We start from the raw sequence: 20,038 nt of genomic DNA on the forward strand, positions 1-20,038 counted from the left end.
TCTCCTACGGGTTAAGGGCGGTGGGCGAGGTGCATCAATTCGATACCCAGGGCTCTGCGGCTCAGGCCTGTTTTGAGTTCTGTCGATAGGGCTTGCAGTCGAATCACGGTTTCAGACAGGCGACGCATCGAGACCGAGTTCACCTCCTGACGCAGGTAATAGAGGCGTTTGGGATTGCCCAGCCCTGCGAACTGGGCGATGTCTGTGTCTGTCTTCAGGTGCTTAGACTTCAGGGCCACCTTCACCTTGAACCAGGTGCGAAACTGACTGAGGGCGGTGTGGAGGATGACACCGGGATGCACCGTGTCGAGGGCGTTGAACAAGGTGGCGACCTGAGCGGGCTGGCCCTGGCGTACCGCATCCACCAGTTGCAAGGCGGTTTGGGTTTGGTTCGGCACCAGCGCCTGGGCCAAGGCCAGGGTGACGGGCTGGGGACACAGGGTGAGTTTGGTGAGTTCGCTCTCCATCCGCTGTCGGTCGTTGCCAATCGCCTCGGCTAAGTAGCTCAAGACGCCACGGCCCATCTGTACGCCTGAGGCTTGAGCTTGGGCTTTAACCGCCGCCTTGATGCCTGCCTCATCCCAAGGGCTGAGGGCGGTGTAGGGGTAGAGGGTGCCGTGCTGAATCAAGCGCTTGGCGACCTTGGTGCGTTTGTCGAGGGCATCGAGGCACAGCACCAGGTGGGTGGTGTTGGGCATCCCGTCCACCCAGGCGAGATCTTCACCATGCTGAGCGCTGAGGCGACCCTCCGTCACAATGACCAGCTTGGTGTCGCCTGCCATCGGGGGACTACAGGCGGTGGGATAGACCTGGGTTCTCAGCAGGCGGCTGAGGTCATCGGCCTTGAGATGGGCGGCCTCAAAGGTGTGGACATTGACGCTGCGCCAAGCGGGGTCAAGCTCGGCTTTGAGGTGGTCAAGGTGGGTTTGAATGAGGTGGGTATCGTCACCGACCAGTAGGGTGAGGGGCATGGGTAGGTGTTCCGTAAGGGGCATAGGAAAGCCGTCCTCCGTTTGGACATCCGGTCACGCTAACGGAGAGCGGCTGAGTCATCGTGGACCACGGGGGGCCAGCGATAGCTGGATAGGTCAGACGGTCTGGGTGAAGGCGTCCCAGCAGTGGATGATGGGGACACGCTGTTGAGCGGCGTAGGCCAGACAATGTCGGGTACCTCCGGGCTGGGCGGGATTGCACAGGGCGAGGAGGTGATGGCTGTGGTTGACGATCCACTCGTTGCGGGCCTGCATCGCCTGGGGTGAGTAGCCGCCTTGGGAGAGGATTTCAACGTGTGCCGCCCTAGCCAGAATCTGGTGATAGCGCCGCTGACTGGTTGCGGGCCACCGTGAGGCTTGGCGTTGGAAGGGAATCGCCGCAATTAGGGGAATGTTGAGCCTAATGGCGGCGATGGCCACCGCCTGATCCCATCCCAGCGCCATGCCTGAAATGACCTGTTCGGGCTGGATGTCGGCCAAGCGCTCCATCGCGAACTGGGTCAAACCGACCCGAAAGGCTTTGGAGTAGCACTGGGGTTTGGGTGCGAGCTTGTGGGGACGATGGCCCGTGACGCCCAGCACCCAATCACAGGTCGGGGGTGCTGGGTGAGTGGGCTTTACCGTTCCCCCACAGGCATCGGGTTTTGGGAGGGTTAGGGTGGTCATGGAATGAACCTGGGCGAAAAGAACAGGGCAGAAGCGAGGGACCCTTGATTCGGTTAAAGCGCCCCTCGGTTGAACCTACCCACGGTCTGCGATAGCAGATGAGCCAGACTCAGCGTTTGCGCCTACCCTGCGACCTCAGCCAGTTCCGCTTCGTAGTCAGGGTCGGGGTCAGCAAAGACCAGCGTGAGCTGGATAGACTGGCCCACCGCGTCCTCGACGATGCCCTGCACCTTGCCCTTGTGCTTCGTCAGGGTGGCTTGCTTCGCGGCATCCACCACGAGGGTGGCGACGCCTCGGCTCAAGTCGATGTGGCTCAACTGGCAATAGGTTTCGAGCAGCGCCTTCGCCTTGGGTTGGGCGATAGCCAGCACCCGACGCCAGACCTGCTCCGGTGTGAGGTCGGGGGTGGAACTGGGCCTTGAGCGCTCAGGCATCAGCTTGAGCAGGGTCGCCTCTAGCCAGGGCTGGGGGGTGGGGCTAAATCGAAGTTGTCGTTCGGCCCCGTCTAGGACATCGAGGGCGTCATAGACCTGCTGGGCATCGGTCGCCTGAGCCAGGGGGGCCAGTTGCTGTTTGGTCAGCAGACTGGTGAGGAGTTGGGTTTGGCCTGGGGCTTCGAGCAACAACAGCAGGTCGTGGTAGACCGCGAGCAGTGCGCCATGAACCGCTTCCGGGGTATGGCCTGCCTCCATCAGGTCTCGACTGCCCTGCATCAGCGTCACCACGTTGCGGGTCTGGATAGCGGTAACGAGGGACTTTAGCTCACCAGGGCCGATCTGACCCACTAGGCGATAGAGGTCTTGGGCGGTGACGGGCTGATGGTCTAAGAGTGCGGCCTTGGCTAGGAGTTGGAGGGCATCGCGGAGCCCACCTTGGCAGAGTCGTGCCATGGCCTCAATGGCCGAGGGGTTGACCGGGATGCCTTCTGCGTTAGCGATTTCGGTGAGGTAAGCCTTGATTACCTTTTGGGCGATGGGCCTGAACTCGAAGCTGAGGCAGCGGCTTGCGATGGTGGGCAGCACCTTGTGGGGTTCGGTGGTGGCGAGGATAAAGACGACGCGGGCGGGTGGTTCTTCAATCAGCTTCAGCAGGGCATTTTGGGCCTGGGAGGTCAGCATGTGGGCTTCGTCCAGGATGATGACCCGGTAGCGGCCTTGAACGGGGGCCAGTTGGCAGGTCTTGACCAGTTCCCGCGCATCGTCAACCCCGCCATGGCTGGCGGCATCCATCTCGGTGACATCAAGGGCCGACCCCGTCACGATGCCTTTGCAGGTGCCGCAGGTGCCGCAGGGCATGTCGGTGGGGCCATCGTGGCTGAGGCAGTTGAGGGACTTGGCGAGAATGCGAGCGGTGGAGGTTTTGCCCGTGCCCCGTGGCCCGCAAAAGAGATAGGCCGGAGCAATCTGGTGGCGTTGAAGGGCTTGGGTCAGGCAGGTCTGGACGGCAGGTTGGCCCACCAGGTCAGCGAGGGTTTGGGGTCGATAGGTCAGATGGAGGTTCATGGATTGAGGGAATGAAAGGACATGAAACAGGCGCAAGCCTAAGACCTGCGCTGGGGCGTGGCGGATTCTTTACTGAGCCTTGTCGGGGCTGAGGATTCTCACAGGCATCATGTAGCCCACGACACCTAGCCCCTCGAGGTCTGACGCCACCGGAGAGAGCTTAATCAGGCTTTCGGGACTACCAAATTCCAGCCGCAGTTGCTCACCTGTGGCCGAACGGGCCAAGTTGATCAAGAGGTCGAGGTTAAGGGCGGTCTCGAAGGTCGGGTCTGGCATGTCCAAAGCCGCCTGCACCGTTTGAGTGCCCGATACCGCATTGCCGTCCATCGAGAGGTGGAGGTGAGCGTCGCTCAAGGTCAGCTTGGCCACCGGGGTCTTGGCTCCCATGGCCTTAATCACCTGGGCCTGGTGCAGCAGGCTGGTGCGGTTGACTAGAGCTGAGGTGCCGTAGGTAAAGGGTTGAATCACCTGCTGAATGTTGGGGTAAGCCTCTGCAAGGCAGTGGCAGGTCAAGGTGACGTGGGCCGTATCGGTTTGAATCTGGAACTGGGCCTTGGGCGCTTCCCCCGTCTCAAGCCGAAGGCCAACGTCGCTGTCTTTAGCCGCTTGAGTTAGGAGTTTAATCAGCGCTTTGACCGTGTCCAGGGGAATGCGACAATCGACGGGTTCAGATTCTGCGGCTTGGCGGCGGCGGCGACCTAGCGTTTGGGTTTCCATCGAGGCCATCGCGATCTGATGACCGTCCGTGGCTTCGCAGACCACCGTATGGCCCTCAACGGTGAGATGAACCCCATGGAGGACGGCTTTATCTTTAGCGCCTGCTGACCCTAGAACGGTTTGTAAGGCCAGTTTCAGAGTTTCAGCGGGCAGGGTGTGGTGAGACTCAGGGTGGGTCAGTTCGGCCATGAGAAACTGATCTACCGACAGACTAATCGGGGTGGTCGAGATGACCCCTGATGGATTACTGAGTTCTATTTTGGTGGCCTCTTCGACTGTGGAGCCAACCAAGGCGAGGGTTTCTGAAGCCGGGATAGCCTGGATGACCTGGGCCAGTTGAGCGGGCAGCAGACCCACGCCGGGGTGCAGCGTGTCACACTCTGCGGTGGCCGTAATCGTATAGCTCGTATCCGTGGCCGTGATGCGACAAGCCCCGTCTAAAGCCTCAATCTTGAGATAGCTGAGGATAGGGTTGGTGGGGTTGGCCTGGATCGCCGGGGCGACGGTGCTGAGTAGGGTGCTCAAGTGGCTCTGTAAGGCGGTGATGGAGAAGGCGACGGGCGCAGTCGGGTTGGGTTTGGCCTGAGTTTTGTGAGCATCCGCTTGAGCGGTCTTGGCTGAACGGGTTTTCGCGGGTTTAGCGTCCGCTTGGGGTGCTTCGGTTTGAGTGGCTTTGGTTTGGCTCGTCTTCGCTTGGCTCGATTTGGCCGAACGAGTCTTGGCTTTTGTTGAACTCGTTCCCGTTTGAGTGGCTTTAGGGGTGGTCGTGGCCTTGGCCGGACGTGATTTCGGTTCGGGTTGGCCCGATTCCGGGGTGGCTTTAGGTTTCGTTTGGCGGGTTTGGGTGGGCATGGTTCGCTATCGTTAGGACGGCTCACCCTCCCAGCGATAGCGGGGCACCTAGACCACAAAATACCCGTTCTGAGCCGCCCGACTCAGCCCGACATACCACAGCCGATTGTAGAATCGGGCGCGGCTCAAGGGTGAGTCATGGCCCGCATGGCGACAGGTGTCGAGGTCTTTGCCATCGACACCACAGTGTTGGTAGGTGCCGCCCTGGCTGTAGTGCACCGTCAGGGCATAGCAGGGTTTGAGGTTGGGGAACCGTTCTAGATGCTCGTAGTAGCGTCGCCACAGGAACCGATTACGAAGGGCGGCGGCCTTCAAGTCCTCGCATTCCTGCTCAAAGCGGGCCTGGTCATCGTGATGAAGGGCATAGATCGTGATGGGGGAACGGTCGCCTTCGACGATGACCCGTAGCTTCCAGACCGCATAGCCATCGAGGTGCGTTTCTTCGGCTTCTAAGACCTCCATCTCCATGGCGGTATGCACCAGGGTCTCTTGTCCATCGGGGGAGTTGACCCCTCGGTCTTTGGCCAGCAGTCGGTCTCCGGGCACATACTGAGGTGCGTCGGGCCCCAGCACGGCTCGTCGAATCACCCGGTTATACTGATCCACCGTGGCATTGCGGAAGGCCACGATACGGAAGGTGTCCGGGTTGTCTTGGATGCGGTCGATGTTAGCAAGGACAGATCGAACCAGGGCTTTGCGGGAGACGCGCATGGGGGTGCCGTCGGCGTTGATGGCGTTGCGGTCAGGCTTAAACCAGGTGTAGTTCCGTTTCTTAGCCGTGACAGCTCGACGGGCCGCCGTGACGACATCCATCAGCGGGCCTTCCGCTTGGCGAATGGGCTGGGTCAGCTTGACCTGGGTCATCCCCGACTTGAAGAAGGGACTCAGCCCCTCTCCGACCGGGTAGAGTTGGGCCGGGTCGCCCGTGCCCAAGAACCGGGTCTGGCTCAGGTAGGGCCGCATGAAGTTCCACACGGCCTGGTTGATCATGGAGCCTTCATCGGCCAGCAGCAGGTCATACCAGCCAATCGTCGGGGCGTCCACGGGCTGGAGTTCTTTGCCGTTCTCGCCCGCGTTCAGCCGTAGCCCCAGCAGGCTTTGGATGGTGCAGAACGTGATTTGGTGGCTGATGCCGTACTGCCGAGCCGAGCGCTGCAAGATGGTCAGGGCTTTGTGGGTCGGCGTGGCGCAGGCGACTCGGAAGCCCCGGTCTACGGCGGCGGCCACGAGCGCCATGTTGAGGTAGCTCTTGCCGCTCCCGGCAGCACCAATCCCAAGAAGTTGGGACTCTGGGGTACCAGGCTGGGCCTGTAGCAACGCGGCACCCTGGGATAGATAGGCGGCCTGTTGTTCGTTCTGGGGCACCACGGCGCGAAAATCGAAGCCCTTTGGATTGGTTTCGGTATTCATCACAAAAAACCTAGAAACATCCAAAATTTGGGCGATAGCCCTCAAGATTGAATGGCTCCAGACTTTTGTATCCAGGATTGAAGCCTGTTTCTGGTGAATGAAGTCACCCCCAAATTCATCCATTTCTACCGATAGATAGAGGTTGTCTAAGGGTTGGTTGTAAAAAATGAATCTAAGCAAGCAATAAAACCCATGGCTTTAGGAAAATCTTTAGCTCATTCCCATCCCAATCCAGGTTCAGGGGGCAAGTATCTGCGACCCGAAGTGAGCGCAGATCGTGATGTCATCAACCATATTTGGGCTAGCATTAACAACTTACACGACCGGGCGATGGAGGGTCAGGTTACGATTCAAACCCTCGATGATTTTGCCGATGTCTTGAGGCAAGACTACGGTATTCAGGCCGATATCGTGGGTGAAGGCCACAACTTTCGATTTAGTCAGGTGGGGTCACACAAGACCTCAACGGGTGCGATTTTAGCCCGACATGTTGAGAAGATACAGAACCAGCCCGAAGGCGAGTTGCCATCGATTACAGGGAGTTATATCTGTGAACAGTTTGGCCTTGAGGTTGCTCGTCGCTCCAGTCTAGATCGTCAGGAATCGTCTGGAAAATCGCCCACTGCTAGCGTGGCTCGGTCTCGTCAACAAAGCGCTTCTAATTCGTCTACATGGCTTGACGATACCGCAGGATTTGATGACCTGCTCGATGATGCCTTAGAGGAGCCTGCCGAGGATGGTTCAGGGGGCGCGGATGACGGCGAAGCAATTCAGGACAATGCCTTTGCCTCGGATGATTTAGACATCGATTCATCCCAGGACACCGCCCTGGCTCAGTTATCGTCCCTCGACTGGGGTGACGATGAAGCGGATGAGCCTTGGGTTGAGCCTCCGTCTCAGACGTCACCATCCGCTCCCAAACCCACCCCTGCGGCGAAAGGTGGGCCTCTCCTATCGAGGTTAGAGACCCCTAAGCCACCTCCATCCGATGGGGTGCCGCGGCCCCGCTCGCACCCAGCCCAGACGCCTAGACTAGGCCGTGACCCCTTGGATTCGACGCTGTCGGATGCGGCCAGTACGCTGTCGGGACTCGCCAGCAGCACCCCCGATGGCGTCACGGTGATGGCCGATGCAGGTGAGGTCGTGGCGGTGGCGGCGGCGGCGACGATGCTGGGCGTTGAGGTCGTTAAGCAGATTCAGCAGAGCCGTCACCAGCGTCATTGGGAACGACTGGTGGCTCTCGGTCAGGCCATTGAGGCGACCGAGGAACGGAGCCGTCACATGGCGGAACGGCTCGTCAGAGTTGAGGATGCGTTTGCTGCCCGTGAAGGTCAGGCCTCAGCCGACTCAGCGCAGGCTTCTGCGCCACCCCGTCCGTCAGGCCCATCGTCGAGTGAAGCCGCCGCGACCACTCGCCTGGAGACGCAGACGGAGGGCGTCAACGACCTGAATGAGCGGGTCTCGGCCCTAGGCCAATCCGACTCGAAGACCGAGCGACTGCGGGCACCCAAGCTGGACTCGCAGGCTCCCATCGGTCAGCGGCTCGATGCACTAGAAGCCTATTTGTCCAAAATCCATCAGACGCTAGACCACATTGAGGAGCGGCTAGCGGGGCTTGAAAAAGACGTTGGCCTCGCAGCTCCTGGTCAGGACGTGGCGGCGGAGCGAGCTGGGCCTAGGGCTCAGAATGGGGTCTCATCTCCATCGCGGTTGGGTCAATCGGGCGATCAACGAGTCCGGCCAAAGCGCCAACGAACGCTGTCTCAAATGCAGGCTTGACCCCCAGCGTTGAGCCAGAAGGTGGGCTGACTATCGAGCCATTCAAAGCCGCTCTCGGCCTTTGACGGTATGGCCTGCCAGATGTTTGTTCAATCCATTCTGTTTAAGGAGACATCAAGCGATGACTGGTCAGTTTTCGAGTGCTTCCCTTCAGCGCATTCAACGACGGTCTGATAAGACGAGGGCTTTGACCTTCGACCGATTGAGCTTAGCCGGGATGGGGGCGGGCCTAGTGTACATGGCCGCTCGTCAACCGGGTTTCTTTGCGGTGCTCGGTCTCAGCAGTATGGTGTACCTCGCGGCTTGGCAGATGCTTCAGGCCACGCCCATCCTAGACCAATGGATCGGTCGCCGGATTAAAGTGCAGCATGTGGTCGTGGCCATTAGTACTACAACGCTTTTAGCCAGCGCCATCCAACCTGCCCATGCCCTGTTTCTCAGTGGTCTAGAAGCCTTTTTTATTGACCTTGCCGCTCAAGCTCAGAGTGGTGGGGCTGGAGCCACCCTCGATGACAGTGTGATTGGTCTGGTCTTTAACCTGATTCGAGGGGTGTTCCTGCTCTTGGTGGCCGCTGCGGCCCTCTTTGCCTACAACCAGGCGCAGCAGGGCAATGATTGGCGGCCCATCGTCACCCAAGTCGGTCTGGCCTTTGCCATCGTCATCGCTATCGACGTGGTGACGTTCATCTTCATTGGCAATGCGGTCTAGCAGGCTACCAGGTTCAGGGCTCCAAGGGGCGTTCACGTTGCCCTGGAGCTTTCGCAGAGACAAGAACCATGACGAACTCTTTTATTCGCTACAACAAAATCCTGGGCAAGCAAGCCTCGATTGGCCCAATTCCTGCCAATCAACTGGTGCCTTGGATCAGCATCCTGGTGGTGTCCTACGTCCTGCTTCAAGGCTTTCTTGGCCTAGGATTACCGACCTTCTTTACTGTGTCGTTGGTGCTGATGGTGAGCTGGTGGTTGCTGACCGGAAAGCGCCCCTACCACTACGTCAATCAATGGCGTAACCCACCGGGCAAGGACTGGTGCAATGGCCACAAACGCTACATCGCCGTGCTGCCTCGAAACCGAACGGTTCAGGCCCAACGACTCTACCAAGACAAGATTGCTCGACCTCGATTGAAACCGCGTCAGGTGAAACGAGACCAGGGAGGCCGATGGACGTTTATGCCCTTTCAAAACTATCTCAACCTGTGCTGCTTGGCCGAAATTCATAAAGACGGACGCACCATCAGCGCCTACCTGCTGGAACTGGGGGCGCGGCAATACCAGTTCGTGTTTGGCTTTACGCTCCAGGGCTGGCACGACATCTTGACCCAAGAGGAATTGATGAGTGCCGCAGCGGGCCTCGAAGAAGGCTTCAAATACCTGCCCACCGGAGAGCGTCTGACCTTCTGCATGGGCGGGTTGAGTGATGACGAAGTTCGCCAGCGGGAGCTAGAGGACTTAGCGAACCAGGCGTCGAATTCAGCGGTGTCCGTGCTGCTGCGCAATGAGCAAAACCGCGTGCGCGACCTGGCCCAATCCGGCCAGCGTCAGGTCTGGGAGCAACGGGTGTTCGTGACCTGGACGGCGAGTGCCGGAGACGTGCGGCCCACAGGCGACTGGTGGGATAAATGCCTGGGTACGGTGCAGGGCATGGTGGGTTCCGTGTTGGGCAACATCACGGGCAACACCTTGGCCTACAAAGAGCAGTACTATACCCGGCTGCTGTTGGCGGCCTTTAACCAAGGCTTCCTGCCCTGGGAAGCGGTGCTCAACACCAAAGCGGGCCTATCGCTAAAGCCCTGTAGCACCGACGAGTTATGGGACTGGCTCTGGCATCGCTTCAATGACACAACGGCTCCCCCTGTGCCCCAGGTGTTATCCCTGCGTGAAACCGACACGGGCTACCACCTGAGTGAGCGCATCTCGACGCCGAAGCATCCCGTCACCTTGTTGATTGAGGGCACGAAGGGCCAATCGGCTTGCCCCAGTCACGGCGAGATGACGGACAGTATTCAGCTTCCCGGCAAGGCTCGTCCCTACGTGGGCGTCATGGTGATGGAGGATGCGCCCGCCGGATGGGCCAATGTGCGAGAGCAACTGCGCTGGATGTGGAAATGTTCGAGTGCGGGCTTTGTCTACGACAGTGAGATCTGGTGCGAAGTGACCACGGCCAGCGACCTGTTAATTAAGGACAATTTGGCCAAGCAAGCCAAACAGGCCCGCAGTGCGTCGAGTCGTTCCCTGCAAAAGGGTCAGGGCCGAGATGCGGGGGCTGAGGTGAAGCAGAACGAAAGCTTCCAGGCTCAGTTGGATCTGTATCAGGGCGTTAAAGCTGTCCACTGTGCGCCGATGATGTTGGTCTATCGCCAAAGCCTACGCGAACTCGACCTGGCCTGTCAGATGTTGGCCAATGCCTTTGATTCAGCGGTGGTGATTCGCGAAAACCATGTGGCCTGGGAACTGTGGCTTCAGACCTTGCCGATTACCTGCTCGCGTCTGCTGCAAGACGGCAGCCTCGTGTCCGATGAGCGTCGCCTGACTCCAACCACCCAAACCGTCGCGGGTCTGCTGCCCTTGACCGTGCCCAAGGACGTAGACCGTCGTGGTGTTGAGTTCATCACCGCACGGGGTGGCAAACCGCTCTACATTGACCTATTCACCCAGGCCAAGCGAGCCCTGATTACGGGCACCAGCGGCAGCGGTAAATCGGTGTTGGCCTGTCGCTTCTTAATCGACAGTCTGGCCCAGAACATTCCGGTGGTGGGGATGGACTTATCCAGTGGGGGCGACAGCACCTTCAAGACCTTGATTGGTCTGCTGGGCCGAGAGGGAGCCTACATCGACCTAAAGCGCTCCCACTCGAACCTGCTAGAACCCCCTGACCTCCGGCACTTCGATAAAGCCACCCGTCAGCAGCGCCTAGAGACCTGGAAGGAGATGGTGCTGTGGCCTTTGAACATCATTGTGATGGGCAAGCTCGAGGATCCGCAACTGGCCCAACGGGTGGACGCTTTGCTGCGGTTGGCCCTAGAGACGTTCCTAGGAGATTCCGACATCGTCGAGCGCTACCACCAGGCCATGGCGGTGGGGTGGCCCTCGGAGGCATGGCAGAACATCCCGACTCTGAAGGACTTTAAGCGCTACTGCACGCGAGAACGGTTGAACCTGGTCAGCTTTGAGGATTTGGATAAGCGTGCCCTGAATCAGATCGTGACCCAGTTTGAGGCGTTGTTTGTCTCGGAGGTGGGGCGCGTGTTGAGTGAGCCTAGCAGCTTTAACCCCAATCCGGCCATTACGTTTTTTGCCCTGTCTGGCCTCAATGCCGAGAGTGGCCAAGACGCTTACCTGATGGCCATCAATGCCCATGCGGCCTGCATCCGCACGGCCCTGACCCATCCCCGTAGTTTGTTTGTGGGCGACGAACAATCCGTGCTGCTGAAGCGGGACGGCTTTGCGCAGATGGTGGGCGACCTCTGTGCGACGGGCCGCAAGGACGGCATCAGCGTCCTGTTGATTGCCCAAGACCCGGATGCCATCGCCGACTGTGCGACGTCAGCCCAAATCCTGCAAAACCTGAACTACAAAATTACGGGCCGTATCACCAGTGCAGCGGTGGCCTCCTTTGAGCGGCACCTGGCCTATCCTGCTGGCATCGTGGCCACCAATGCGGGCGATGCCGCCAAGCCTCGACCGACGGACTTGTCTACCTATTGGTTGATTGAGCAAGATGATCGGTTTTGGCCCTGTCGCTACTATCCCGGTGAGATGATGCTGGCCAGCGTAGCCAATGGTCAAAGCGAACAGGCGCTTAGAGCCACCATCATGGCCCAATACCCCGATACCTTCATCGGGCGGCTCCAGGGCTTAGCGGACTTCACCCGGCGCTACATCCCCGCCCTCAAGTCTGGGGTTGACCTGATGACCTTGCTGCCGCCAGCGGTCGTCCAGGCTCAGCCTGTTACCGATAGCGACGACCCGACTCCATCCAAGGTTTATCCCGTTACGCCAGCTCCCCATTCGTGCCAGCCCGTCTCGTCTCGCTAGGTCTGGATGGGAAGCCTTTGTTGAGTTCTAGATAAAACGATGCGTTTGAAGTTGTTGACGTTGACTCTCAGTTCGATGGTGGCCGTTCTGGCGCTGGCCTCTTCGTCCGTGCAGGCCCAGGACGTTGACCCGATGGAAGCCCAGACCCAATCCTTCGTCGATGACAGTCAAGGGGGTTTCGGTAATGTGGTCAATGATGCGATTGAGACAGCCTTGGGCAACTTCGGTGGCCTGGGCAACCTCTGGGGTGGTATTGGTGACTTTCTTGGGGGCTTGCCCAGAACCGCCAGCACCCTCCTTGAAGACCTCCTCGGTGGCTTTGGTGTCCCTGACCTACAAGCGGTAGACCAAGCGATTGAAGACGATAACCGTCTTGGTGGCAGTGGGTCAGAAGCCGGAGCCTTGGCACGGGCTTTGGAATCTCCAGCCGGGAGCAATGCCGACACAGGCCGCTACAGCGTCGGTCGTGACCAATCCCACGAAGCTCAGCGGGCAACAGCGGTGGGGGTTGCCCAAAGTTCGACCCTGAACGAAGCGGCCCAAGCTCAGATGGTGCAGCAGGCGACTCAGGCTCAGCAGTCGCTATCGGGGTCACAAGCCGCCGCCCAACGCTCAGCCCAAAGCGACGTAAGCCAGGACATTTTGAGGAATCTGTCAGAACAATCCTCCCTAGCCGCAGAACTCGCCGCTCAGCAGGTGGCTCAAGGTCAGCAAGCTCAGGTGGATCGGGCGATGGGCAATCTACTGGCCGCGCAACAGGCACGGGCTTTGGAGCAGCAGAACAGTCTGGCTCGTCGAGAGCGCATCGCCAGCGGCAACCGGGCCATCGAGCAGGTTGGCACGATGACGATGCCCGGTGGGTTTTCCCTTGGCACCACCGGATCTGGGTCTGAGGCTGACGGTAATCCAGCCCTGCCGCAGCAGTAGGTGGTGTAAGTCCCGGTCACGTTCAGCGTTTGGCAAGGAACGATGCTCACTCTTGTTTGGTTTCAGCTTCCTGTTGATTGGCACCTCCTCCAGTTGGGGGCCGAAGAAGGCAGTGACATTCTGCGCTCCTCCATCGAACTGAGCCAGGGCACGATTGACTCGTGGAATCAGGCTTGGATTGAAGTCTTTGGCGGTGGCCCAACCGGACTGTGGACGGGCGTGGTGCGCCTTGGCCTCATCCTCGGAGCCTTAAGCCTCCTCTACCTAGCGGTCAAGGATGGCAGTCAGATCGTGGAGCGGGGGTCTTGGCTGGAGTTGGTGCGGATGTTTGTGTGGCCCCTGGTGATTGTCTTCTTTCTGGCCAATAATGCTGCACTCCTGTCGGGATCTATCTTGCTGATTCGAGGAATTGCCCATGAACAAGTCAGGGCGGTGCTGGATGTTCAGTTGGCTGACTTGACCTTTGCCGATGCCATGTCCCGCCAGGGCATTTCTGCCGCCGCTGAGACGCAACTGATCAACCTCTATGCCGACTGTATGGGATTGCCCCCCGAAGAACTCTTGGCCTGTCGGGTGGAGCGGACTGAAGAAGCCAACGCCATCCTGGATCGGGCCGAAGCCGAAGCCGGAACCACCTTTGACCTCCTGCGGCAGTCCATTGCCATTGGCACCCAAGCCGTCCTTGGCCCTGCTGGGGTGGTGCTGGCCCCCCGCACCTTCATCGAAGATAGCGGTCTACAACTGGTGCGCGTCATCCTGTATGCGCTTCAGTGGATGGTCGTCAACCTCCTGGAAGCGGCTCTGCTGCTGACGGCTCTGTTTGCCCCGGTGGCCATGGGCTTGTCTCTGTTGCCCTTCCAGGGTCGATTGATCTTTGCTTGGCTAGTGGGCTTCTTGAGCTTATTTGGCGTGCAGTTTGGCTACAACCTGGTCGTCGGCTTAGTCGCTAACCGCCTTGGCCAGACTGCGACCAGCACCCTCAACGACCTGGGGTTTGCCCTGCTTCTGGCCATCGGCGCTCCGGTAGTGGCGGGCCTAGTGGCCAAAGGCGGGGGCGTGGCGGTCTATTCGGGCTTGCAGAGTACGGTCGCTCGCATCAATGGTGCTTTCGTCGGTACCGCTGCTCTGGGCGTGAGGAGTGCCTTCGCGTTACGGATGGCTAATCAAGTGAGTAGCGCTGGCTCACCCGGTACTGAAGGGGCCAACGCCCTAGTGCGGGCTGATGACCGCCGCCCCACGACAGGCTAAAGCCCACCCCTGCAAGCTTTGTTCACCCTATTTCTTTTGACCTATGACCGGAAGAATTGGTCGATTTAGCCGCAACCCAGGCTCAGCCCATGGGTTGTCGAGACAGCGGTTGTTAGATGGCAACAACAAGAGTCTGCTGGCTCTGCTTCAACTGGCCATTCTGGGCTTCAGCAGTGTGACACTCGTGTTCATTCTGTTTTTGACGGTGCGCGTCAATCGTATCGTCAATCGTCAGCCCACCTTTGTGCAACTCACCAACGGCGACACCGTTTACGTCAGTGAACGGGAACGGAACTATCGTCGACCTGAAGTGATTCGCCAAGTCGTCAATGACTGGACGATGCTCAGCTTTAACTGGGACGGAACGCTGCCCGGCACCGATGAACCCGATGAGGGCGTGGCGGTGGAGGACGTTCGAGGTCGGGTTCCGTTTTCGGTGTCGATGGCGAGTTTCTTACTAGAACCCGAACTGGGGTCTGAAATGCTTCAGATGTTTGCTACTGAGATTGTCCCCAGTGGGGTGTTCACAGGCGATCTGCGCCAGGTGATCACCATTGAGGATATTTCAGAGCCTCGACAGATCGCCGAAGGCCGATGGGAGGTGGATATGGTGGCCACCCGACGCTTACTGAATCGTCGCGATGGCTCCCAGCGGGCTATTCCCTGGAATCGCACCTACACCCTCCGGGCCGTCGAGATTCCCCATTCGCCCCTCGGTGATGAGGCCTCCCGTGTCGAGCAACTGGTCTACGACACCCTGGGGTCTGGCCTTCAAATTGTTGACATTGTTCCTTTCGATCCACGTTAGTCATGAGCAACCCTACGGAAATCGGTTTGATGGGGTCAGTTGAAAAAATCGACCCCGCCCAAGAACGCGCCCTGGCAGGGCAAGGGGGGCCACTGCCCCAGGAATGGCTGTTTGAGGGAGACGGTGCCGTTGAACCTACACCGAACCCTGACCCTGACCTCGACACTCCAGGGGTCGTCGATGCGGTCGTCGCCCACGAACTGGCCCTAGACTCTGACCGAGTGCATACGGCCCACCGCAAGCCCGTCCAAAAGACAATGGCTGTGGTTCTGGTGCTCGGCAGCGTGACGGGGGTCGTTGCCTTGCTGTTGTTGGGCCTCACAAGACGCCCCCAGCCCGTTGTCGAAACCCCCGAAGAGGAAGCGGTGGAAGAATTGGTGTTCCAGGACGACAGTGCGCGGCTCCGCAGTCAGCTTGCGCTTCAGGATCAGCGCACGATTCTAGAGGAGGTAGAGGCCCAGGACACCGAACTGGTCGTGGAAGACACCCCTGAAAACGAAGTCGTTTCAGAGCCGGAACCGTCCCCACCTCGTCCAGTCGCATCATCCCCAGCCCCTCGCCCCGTATCCCAACCAGCCCCTCGACCTGCTCCAGTTCAACCTGTCGCTACGACCCAAACGCCATCCACCGCATCCCCACCCCCCGTTGACCCCTTCGAGCGTTGGTCACAACTGGCTCAAATCGGCACCGCCCAAGCGGGGCTGGAGTCTCTAGAAGGAGCGATGGCGAGGGCTGGCCGTTCTGCCCAGGCTGCGCCCGTTGAGCCTCAACCCACTCAAAGCCCCTTCCAGCGGGTGTCGATTGGTGAGCCGACTGCTCAGGTTCAGGCGTTGCCTCAGTCATCAGCCCAATCGGTTCAGGCTCAACTAGCCCTACTTCAGCCTGGGTTTCAGTCCTCCGTTCGACCTCAGCTTCAATCGACGCAGTCCCAAGCCCCGCCAGTCGATGACTCGGTTTTGGTGGCCTCCACACCGGGCACTCAGGGCATTCTTGACTGGCACCACCATCGTCAGGCTCAGCCCGTCCCACCCTCGCCCATCCAGCCTGAACTCGGCACTCAGGTGCAGGCCAAGGTCGTGACTCCGATGGCATGGGACTTAGTGTCAGGCTCAGCCCAATCTCCAGACCTAGGCGCAGGTCGGTTTGTGATTGAACTGGAGCAAGACCTCACGGATTCACGGGGGCGAGTCGGACTCCCGCAAGGCACCACCCTGGTGGTTCAGGCCAGTACCGTCAGCCCCGACAATCAACTGGTACAGGCCAGCGCCATTGCCGTGGTCTACCCTGCTGGAGGTCAGACGGTTCAGCAACCCCTACCCGAAGGGGCGCTTCTGGTGCAAGGTCAGGGGGCAGAACCCTTAGTGGCTCAGCGGTTGAATGACCTTGGCCCAAACTTAGCCGCTGAAGACCTGCTGGTGGGCAGCTTATCGGCCCTGGGTCAGGCCGGAGCCGTTTTGAACCAGCCCAGAGAAGAATTCAGAAGTGCCGCCACAGGAGACAGCACCAGTTCGACCGTGATTCGCACCACGCGAGACCCTAGCCTCCTCGGTGGCGTGTTGGAAGGCTTTGGCCAGACGATTGCAGACCGCATTCAGCGACGCTCTGAGCAAAACACCCAGGCCGCCATTGATACCAATACGGTGGCCGTCCTGCCCGAAGGGATGGCCGTCACCGTGGTCGTCAACAGCGTTTTAGAGATTGCTCCTTAAATCCCCACACCATCATGCGTCATTTACCTTTTCTTTCAGCAAGCTTCTGCCTAGCGATGCCTGTCATCGTGACTCCACCCGCCCAGGCCACAGCCTACCGTCAGGTGCCCCAATCTCAAGCCCTGCGCAACCTCATCGACGTGGAACTTGCGCCGGGACGTTCAACCGCCATCGACTTTAGCCACGTCCAAGAACGGATTGTTGTTGTCAATCTGGCGGATCCCTCGCGCACCGTCTTTACCAGTAATGCACCCATCGAATCAGGGCTGGCCACGACCTTGTTTGTCACGCCCATTCAAGCCCTAGACTTTCCCGGACTGACCACGAATCCCGTCACCACGCTTCAGGTGCAGACCCTCACACCCAGCGGTGATCTGCGGCTCTACACCTTCAATGTGCGGCAGTCAGAACACGCCTCTCAGGCCGGGGTTGTGATTACCGCTGCCCCTGAACCGACTCGGCCTGTCCTTCCAGTACGGCCTAGCGCCGTTGAGCTATCACCCCAAAGCATTGCCCAGGGCTTGGTCGCCGCCATCGAGCAGGGCATCACGCCGGACGATGATCCTATCGTTGAGGCGGTGAAAACGGTTCTAGCTAACGTGGAAGCAGGCCAACTCTTGCTGGAGGCCGCAGAAGCCCAAGGGGTTGATATTGAGGTACTGGAAGCGTTAGCGGCATTGGGGCACGAACCACGCCAGGGCGTTCCAATTCGATTTGACCCCATTTGAACCCTTGTGTTGACCCTCCCCCCCACGCAGGCTACTATAGTAGTATATAAGTATTATATAGGTGATTAGCCGATGGCTCTTTCTCTCAAGACCCAAGTCGAAACGACGAGTGTGTTGTCGCCGGACTACCTTCAGGCCTTTCTCACCCGTGGCCCTTTTCCCTTCACCGACCCGAAGGAGGCCCATGCCTTCCTTCAGGCCAATCGGGAACGGGGTCGAGAACACGGCGTGCAGTGGCTTGAGCAAGGCTTGAAGATTCGGGTTTTGAATGAAGTCCTTGACCTCGATAAGGCCCATTACTGGGTCTATCATCCGGCCAAACGCACCCGCTCCCAGTATCGAGACCAGGGTGTTTCGGTACAGATTCACTACGCCTTTCCGGTGCCTGGAGCGCAGGCTTACTATGATCCTGGTGACGGTCAAGCTCAGCCCGTACCGGAAGGGAGTGAGGGGGTAGATCTTGGCCCACGGGTGTGGGTACGAACCTTTGCCCAACGCCTAGAAGATAAGAGCGAGGCAGGCCAAGCCCACAATCGTCGGGTGGTGGCGCTCCGTAAGCTGCTCTATGAGTACAACGAAATGTTGACGGGTTCCATTCCTGCCCTTCGCGCGGCCTGGGACTTTGATGACGAGGACGATGATTTCTTGGATGGCCCGACCCCAGACTGGGCGGATGATGACCTCAGCGACCCCAGCGAGCTTTAATGAGACTCATCACTGCTGCACCAGGGCAGGGCTTCGGCTTTGCCCTATGGTCTTGGTTCAGAAACTGATAAAGAGATGACCAGCGGCTGTCTTTTTGCCATGAGCCGCCAAGTTTCTATTCAAATAAGTTCTCTAGCGAGTAGAGAGCGGGAGTAGCGGTCATTGTTGAAGATTATGGTATGCACCGCAGCGTCTTTGACAGGGGTAGCTGTAGCCATAGATAGTCTTTGGAAGAGATGACCCTACCTTGCCATAGACGCCAAGGGCTGAGGTTGATTTTCTGGAAATCGCTAATTGGTGGGCTCTACCTCAACCTCTTGCAGCACCTTTCTGCCATTGGCCAAGGTGAATTGGTAGTATTGCTCCCCAGACCTCAGCAGCCCTACAACACCACCGTCTGGGCCTGCGGGCTGAAAGTCTACAACCTCATCCACCGAGATATTAAACAAGCTAGGCAAGGTTTCTTCAAGCTGTTTCCCAAGGGCTTCGTGTTCGGCCTTGAGGGCTTTTAGGGCATCTTCTGGGGTCATGGTGGCAGTCCTTTAGACGGGTTTGGGTTGGGTTAGGCGTTTTTTGGCAAGGGTTTTGGCACTGTGGATGGGCTTAGTCCCCACAACGGCAGTGGCCATCCCTTTCAGCAGGATAGCTGACGTTTCCATTCAAATGAGTTCTCTAGCGAGTAGAGAGCTCCTTTGTCCTGAAGGGCAAAAACGAGGGCAAAAAGTTTCCATTCAAATGAGTTCTCTAGCGAGTAGAGAGCCAAATCGGCTGAGCCTAAGCCCGCGCCCCAAAAGCGTTTCCATTCAAATGAGTTCTCTAGCGAGTAGAGAGTATATATCGAGTGTAAAGGGGGATGGATTAATACCCCGTTTCCATTCAAATGAGTTCTCTAGCGAGTAGAGAGGCGTAGCAGAACGGCCCTATTGGGGGGAATAACAGGGTTTCCATTCAAATGAGTTCTCTAGCGAGTAGAGAGTAATCCCGCCTATACGATGCAGTTAAAGTCCTTTCGAGTTTCCATTCAAATGAGTTCTCTAGCGAGTAGAGAGCGTATGGACGAGTCGAATGGGGAACTGGTTGGGAAGTTTCCATTCAAATGAGTTCTCTAGCGAGTAGAGAGTCAACGTTCCTAAAAAATCTTAGATAGTCAGGACTATTTTGTTTCCATTCAAATGAGTTCTCTAGCGAGTAGAGAGCGACTAGGCGTCAAGGATGACCATTTAGAACAGCGTTTCCATTCAAATGAGTTCTCTAGCGAGTAGAGAGCCACAATAGAAAGTAAATTGCTATATAGCCCTTTGTTGTCGTTTCCATTCAAATGAGTTCTCTAGCGAGTAGAGAGACGTTCACGAGAATGTTGGTTTTCCACCCGTTTGCTGTTTCCATTCAAATGAGTTCTCTAGCGAGTAGAGAGGGAGCCGTCCACCCTTATCCCATTGTCCATCCGACCATCGTTTCCATTCAAATGAGTTCTCTAGCGAGTAGAGAGATTGAATGCTCTAGACCGCTATCCCACCACACACTATCAGTTTCCATTCAAATGAGTTCTCTAGCGAGTAGAGAGGTTTCGCGCATTTTGGGGCGGCTGTTTAGCATCGTGAGGTTTCCATTCAAATGAGTTCTCTAGCGAGTAGAGAGGCGCTGATTATGGGCTTGAAGGCGATTCAGCCTAGCAGTTTCCATTCAAATGAGTTCTCTAGCGAGCAGAGAGAGTGTGGTCTTGTCAAGGTAGTCTTACAATTTGTAACAAGTTTCCATTCAAATGAGTTCTCTAGCGAGTAGAGAGTCCTAATTGGTAATTCTCACCATGGAAATCATTTCTTGTTTCCATTCAAATGAGTTCTCTAGCGAGTAGAGAGCAAAAACTGGGCCGACCTAGCTTGGTCATTGTTCCTGTTTCCATTCAAATGAGTTCTCTAGCGAGTAGAGAGCGACAAACCCCAGCCCCTTCCTGCTG

General features: G+C 58.1%; 15 protein-coding genes and 1 CRISPR repeat array (1 of these 16 running past the window's edge). Of the genes, 9 read left to right on the top strand and 6 right to left on the bottom strand.

What is annotated here, in order from left to right:
• Positions 1–11 precede the first annotated feature (11 nt).
• From holA to GFS31_RS19295, 5 genes are all read right to left on the bottom strand, one after another.
• On the bottom strand, positions 12–995 hold the full coding sequence (gene holA, locus GFS31_RS19275) for a DNA polymerase III subunit delta (protein WP_198808446.1): 984 nt from the start codon (positions 993–995) through the stop codon (positions 12–14).
• Between the two features lie 93 nt (positions 996–1,088).
• Positions 1,089–1,658: an SLOG family protein gene (locus GFS31_RS19280; RefSeq protein WP_198808447.1), complete on the bottom strand. Its 570-nt coding sequence runs from the start codon at positions 1,656–1,658 to the stop codon at positions 1,089–1,091.
• 122 nt (positions 1,659–1,780) lie between these two features.
• Positions 1,781–3,160: a DNA polymerase III subunit gamma/tau gene (dnaX, locus tag GFS31_RS19285; RefSeq protein WP_198808448.1), complete on the bottom strand. Its 1,380-nt coding sequence runs from the start codon at positions 3,158–3,160 to the stop codon at positions 1,781–1,783.
• A 69-nt stretch (positions 3,161–3,229) separates the two neighbouring features.
• Complete coding sequence (locus GFS31_RS19290) at positions 3,230–4,729, bottom strand: DNA polymerase III subunit beta (RefSeq protein WP_198808449.1); 1,500 nt, start codon at positions 4,727–4,729, stop codon at positions 3,230–3,232.
• Positions 4,730–4,777: 48 nt separating this feature from the next.
• Positions 4,778–6,139, bottom strand: a complete 1,362-nt coding sequence (locus GFS31_RS19295; protein ID WP_198808450.1) for an AAA family ATPase — start codon at positions 6,137–6,139, stop codon at positions 4,778–4,780.
• A gap of 264 nt (positions 6,140–6,403) precedes the next feature.
• Between GFS31_RS19295 and GFS31_RS19300 the strand changes: the two genes are divergently transcribed.
• The 9 genes from GFS31_RS19300 (at position 6,404) to GFS31_RS19340 (ending at position 18,081) form a co-directional block, all read left to right on the top strand.
• Positions 6,404–7,918, top strand: coding sequence for a hypothetical protein (locus GFS31_RS19300; protein ID WP_198808451.1), 1,515 nt, complete (start codon positions 6,404–6,406; stop codon positions 7,916–7,918).
• A 121-nt stretch (positions 7,919–8,039) separates the two neighbouring features.
• Positions 8,040–8,627, top strand: coding sequence for a hypothetical protein (locus GFS31_RS19305; protein WP_198808452.1), 588 nt, complete (start codon positions 8,040–8,042; stop codon positions 8,625–8,627).
• Between the two features lie 68 nt (positions 8,628–8,695).
• A complete protein-coding gene (locus tag GFS31_RS19310) occupies positions 8,696–11,956 on the top strand; it encodes a hypothetical protein (RefSeq protein ID WP_198808453.1) in 3,261 nt (1,086 codons plus the stop codon).
• A 39-nt stretch (positions 11,957–11,995) separates the two neighbouring features.
• Positions 11,996–12,883 (top strand): hypothetical protein, encoded by an 888-nt coding sequence (locus GFS31_RS19315; protein ID WP_198808454.1) that lies wholly within the window; start codon positions 11,996–11,998, stop codon positions 12,881–12,883.
• Between the two features lie 42 nt (positions 12,884–12,925).
• Positions 12,926–14,131 (top strand): hypothetical protein, encoded by a 1,206-nt coding sequence (locus GFS31_RS19320; RefSeq protein WP_198808455.1) that lies wholly within the window; start codon positions 12,926–12,928, stop codon positions 14,129–14,131.
• A 43-nt stretch (positions 14,132–14,174) separates the two neighbouring features.
• Complete coding sequence (locus GFS31_RS19325) at positions 14,175–14,939, top strand: hypothetical protein (RefSeq protein WP_198808456.1); 765 nt, start codon at positions 14,175–14,177, stop codon at positions 14,937–14,939.
• 2 nt (positions 14,940–14,941) lie between these two features.
• Positions 14,942–16,648: a hypothetical protein gene (locus GFS31_RS19330; protein WP_198808457.1), complete on the top strand. Its 1,707-nt coding sequence runs from the start codon at positions 14,942–14,944 to the stop codon at positions 16,646–16,648.
• Positions 16,649–16,704: 56 nt separating this feature from the next.
• A complete protein-coding gene (locus GFS31_RS19335) occupies positions 16,705–17,376 on the top strand; it encodes a hypothetical protein (RefSeq protein ID WP_198808458.1) in 672 nt (223 codons plus the stop codon).
• Between the two features lie 72 nt (positions 17,377–17,448).
• Positions 17,449–18,081, top strand: coding sequence for a hypothetical protein (locus GFS31_RS19340; RefSeq protein WP_198808459.1), 633 nt, complete (start codon positions 17,449–17,451; stop codon positions 18,079–18,081).
• Between the two features lie 290 nt (positions 18,082–18,371).
• On the opposite strand, the gene GFS31_RS19345 is transcribed toward GFS31_RS19340, so the two are convergent.
• Complete coding sequence (locus GFS31_RS19345) at positions 18,372–18,611, bottom strand: hypothetical protein (RefSeq protein ID WP_198808460.1); 240 nt, start codon at positions 18,609–18,611, stop codon at positions 18,372–18,374.
• 121 nt (positions 18,612–18,732) lie between these two features.
• A CRISPR array of direct repeats spans positions 18,733–20,038; the repeat unit is 36 nt; unit sequence GTTTCCATTCAAATGAGTTCTCTAGCGAGTAGAGAG (it continues 2,395 nt past the right edge of the window).

Source organism: Leptolyngbya sp. BL0902, assembly GCF_016403105.1.
Lineage (GTDB): Bacteria > Cyanobacteriota > Cyanobacteriia > Phormidesmidales > Phormidesmidaceae > Nodosilinea.

Coding starts and splice junctions, on each gene's coding strand:
- GFS31_RS19345 (WP_198808460.1), bottom strand. CDS start 18,611: ATGACCCCAGAAGATGCCCTAAAAGCCCTCAAGGCCGAACACGAAGCC.
- GFS31_RS19315 (WP_198808454.1), top strand. CDS start 11,996: ATGCGTTTGAAGTTGTTGACGTTGACTCTCAGTTCGATGGTGGCCGTT.
- GFS31_RS19335 (WP_198808458.1), top strand. CDS start 16,705: ATGCCTGTCATCGTGACTCCACCCGCCCAGGCCACAGCCTACCGTCAG.
- dnaX (WP_198808448.1), bottom strand. CDS start 3,160: ATGAACCTCCATCTGACCTATCGACCCCAAACCCTCGCTGACCTGGTG.
- GFS31_RS19320 (WP_198808455.1), top strand. CDS start 12,926: ATGCTCACTCTTGTTTGGTTTCAGCTTCCTGTTGATTGGCACCTCCTC.
- GFS31_RS19310 (WP_198808453.1), top strand. CDS start 8,696: ATGACGAACTCTTTTATTCGCTACAACAAAATCCTGGGCAAGCAAGCC.
- GFS31_RS19305 (WP_198808452.1), top strand. CDS start 8,040: ATGACTGGTCAGTTTTCGAGTGCTTCCCTTCAGCGCATTCAACGACGG.
- GFS31_RS19340 (WP_198808459.1), top strand. CDS start 17,449: ATGGCTCTTTCTCTCAAGACCCAAGTCGAAACGACGAGTGTGTTGTCG.
- GFS31_RS19290 (WP_198808449.1), bottom strand. CDS start 4,729: ATGCCCACCCAAACCCGCCAAACGAAACCTAAAGCCACCCCGGAATCG.
- GFS31_RS19280 (WP_198808447.1), bottom strand. CDS start 1,658: ATGACCACCCTAACCCTCCCAAAACCCGATGCCTGTGGGGGAACGGTA.
- GFS31_RS19325 (WP_198808456.1), top strand. CDS start 14,175: ATGACCGGAAGAATTGGTCGATTTAGCCGCAACCCAGGCTCAGCCCAT.
- holA (WP_198808446.1), bottom strand. CDS start 995: ATGCCCCTTACGGAACACCTACCCATGCCCCTCACCCTACTGGTCGGT.
- GFS31_RS19330 (WP_198808457.1), top strand. CDS start 14,942: ATGAGCAACCCTACGGAAATCGGTTTGATGGGGTCAGTTGAAAAAATC.
- GFS31_RS19295 (WP_198808450.1), bottom strand. CDS start 6,139: ATGAATACCGAAACCAATCCAAAGGGCTTCGATTTTCGCGCCGTGGTG.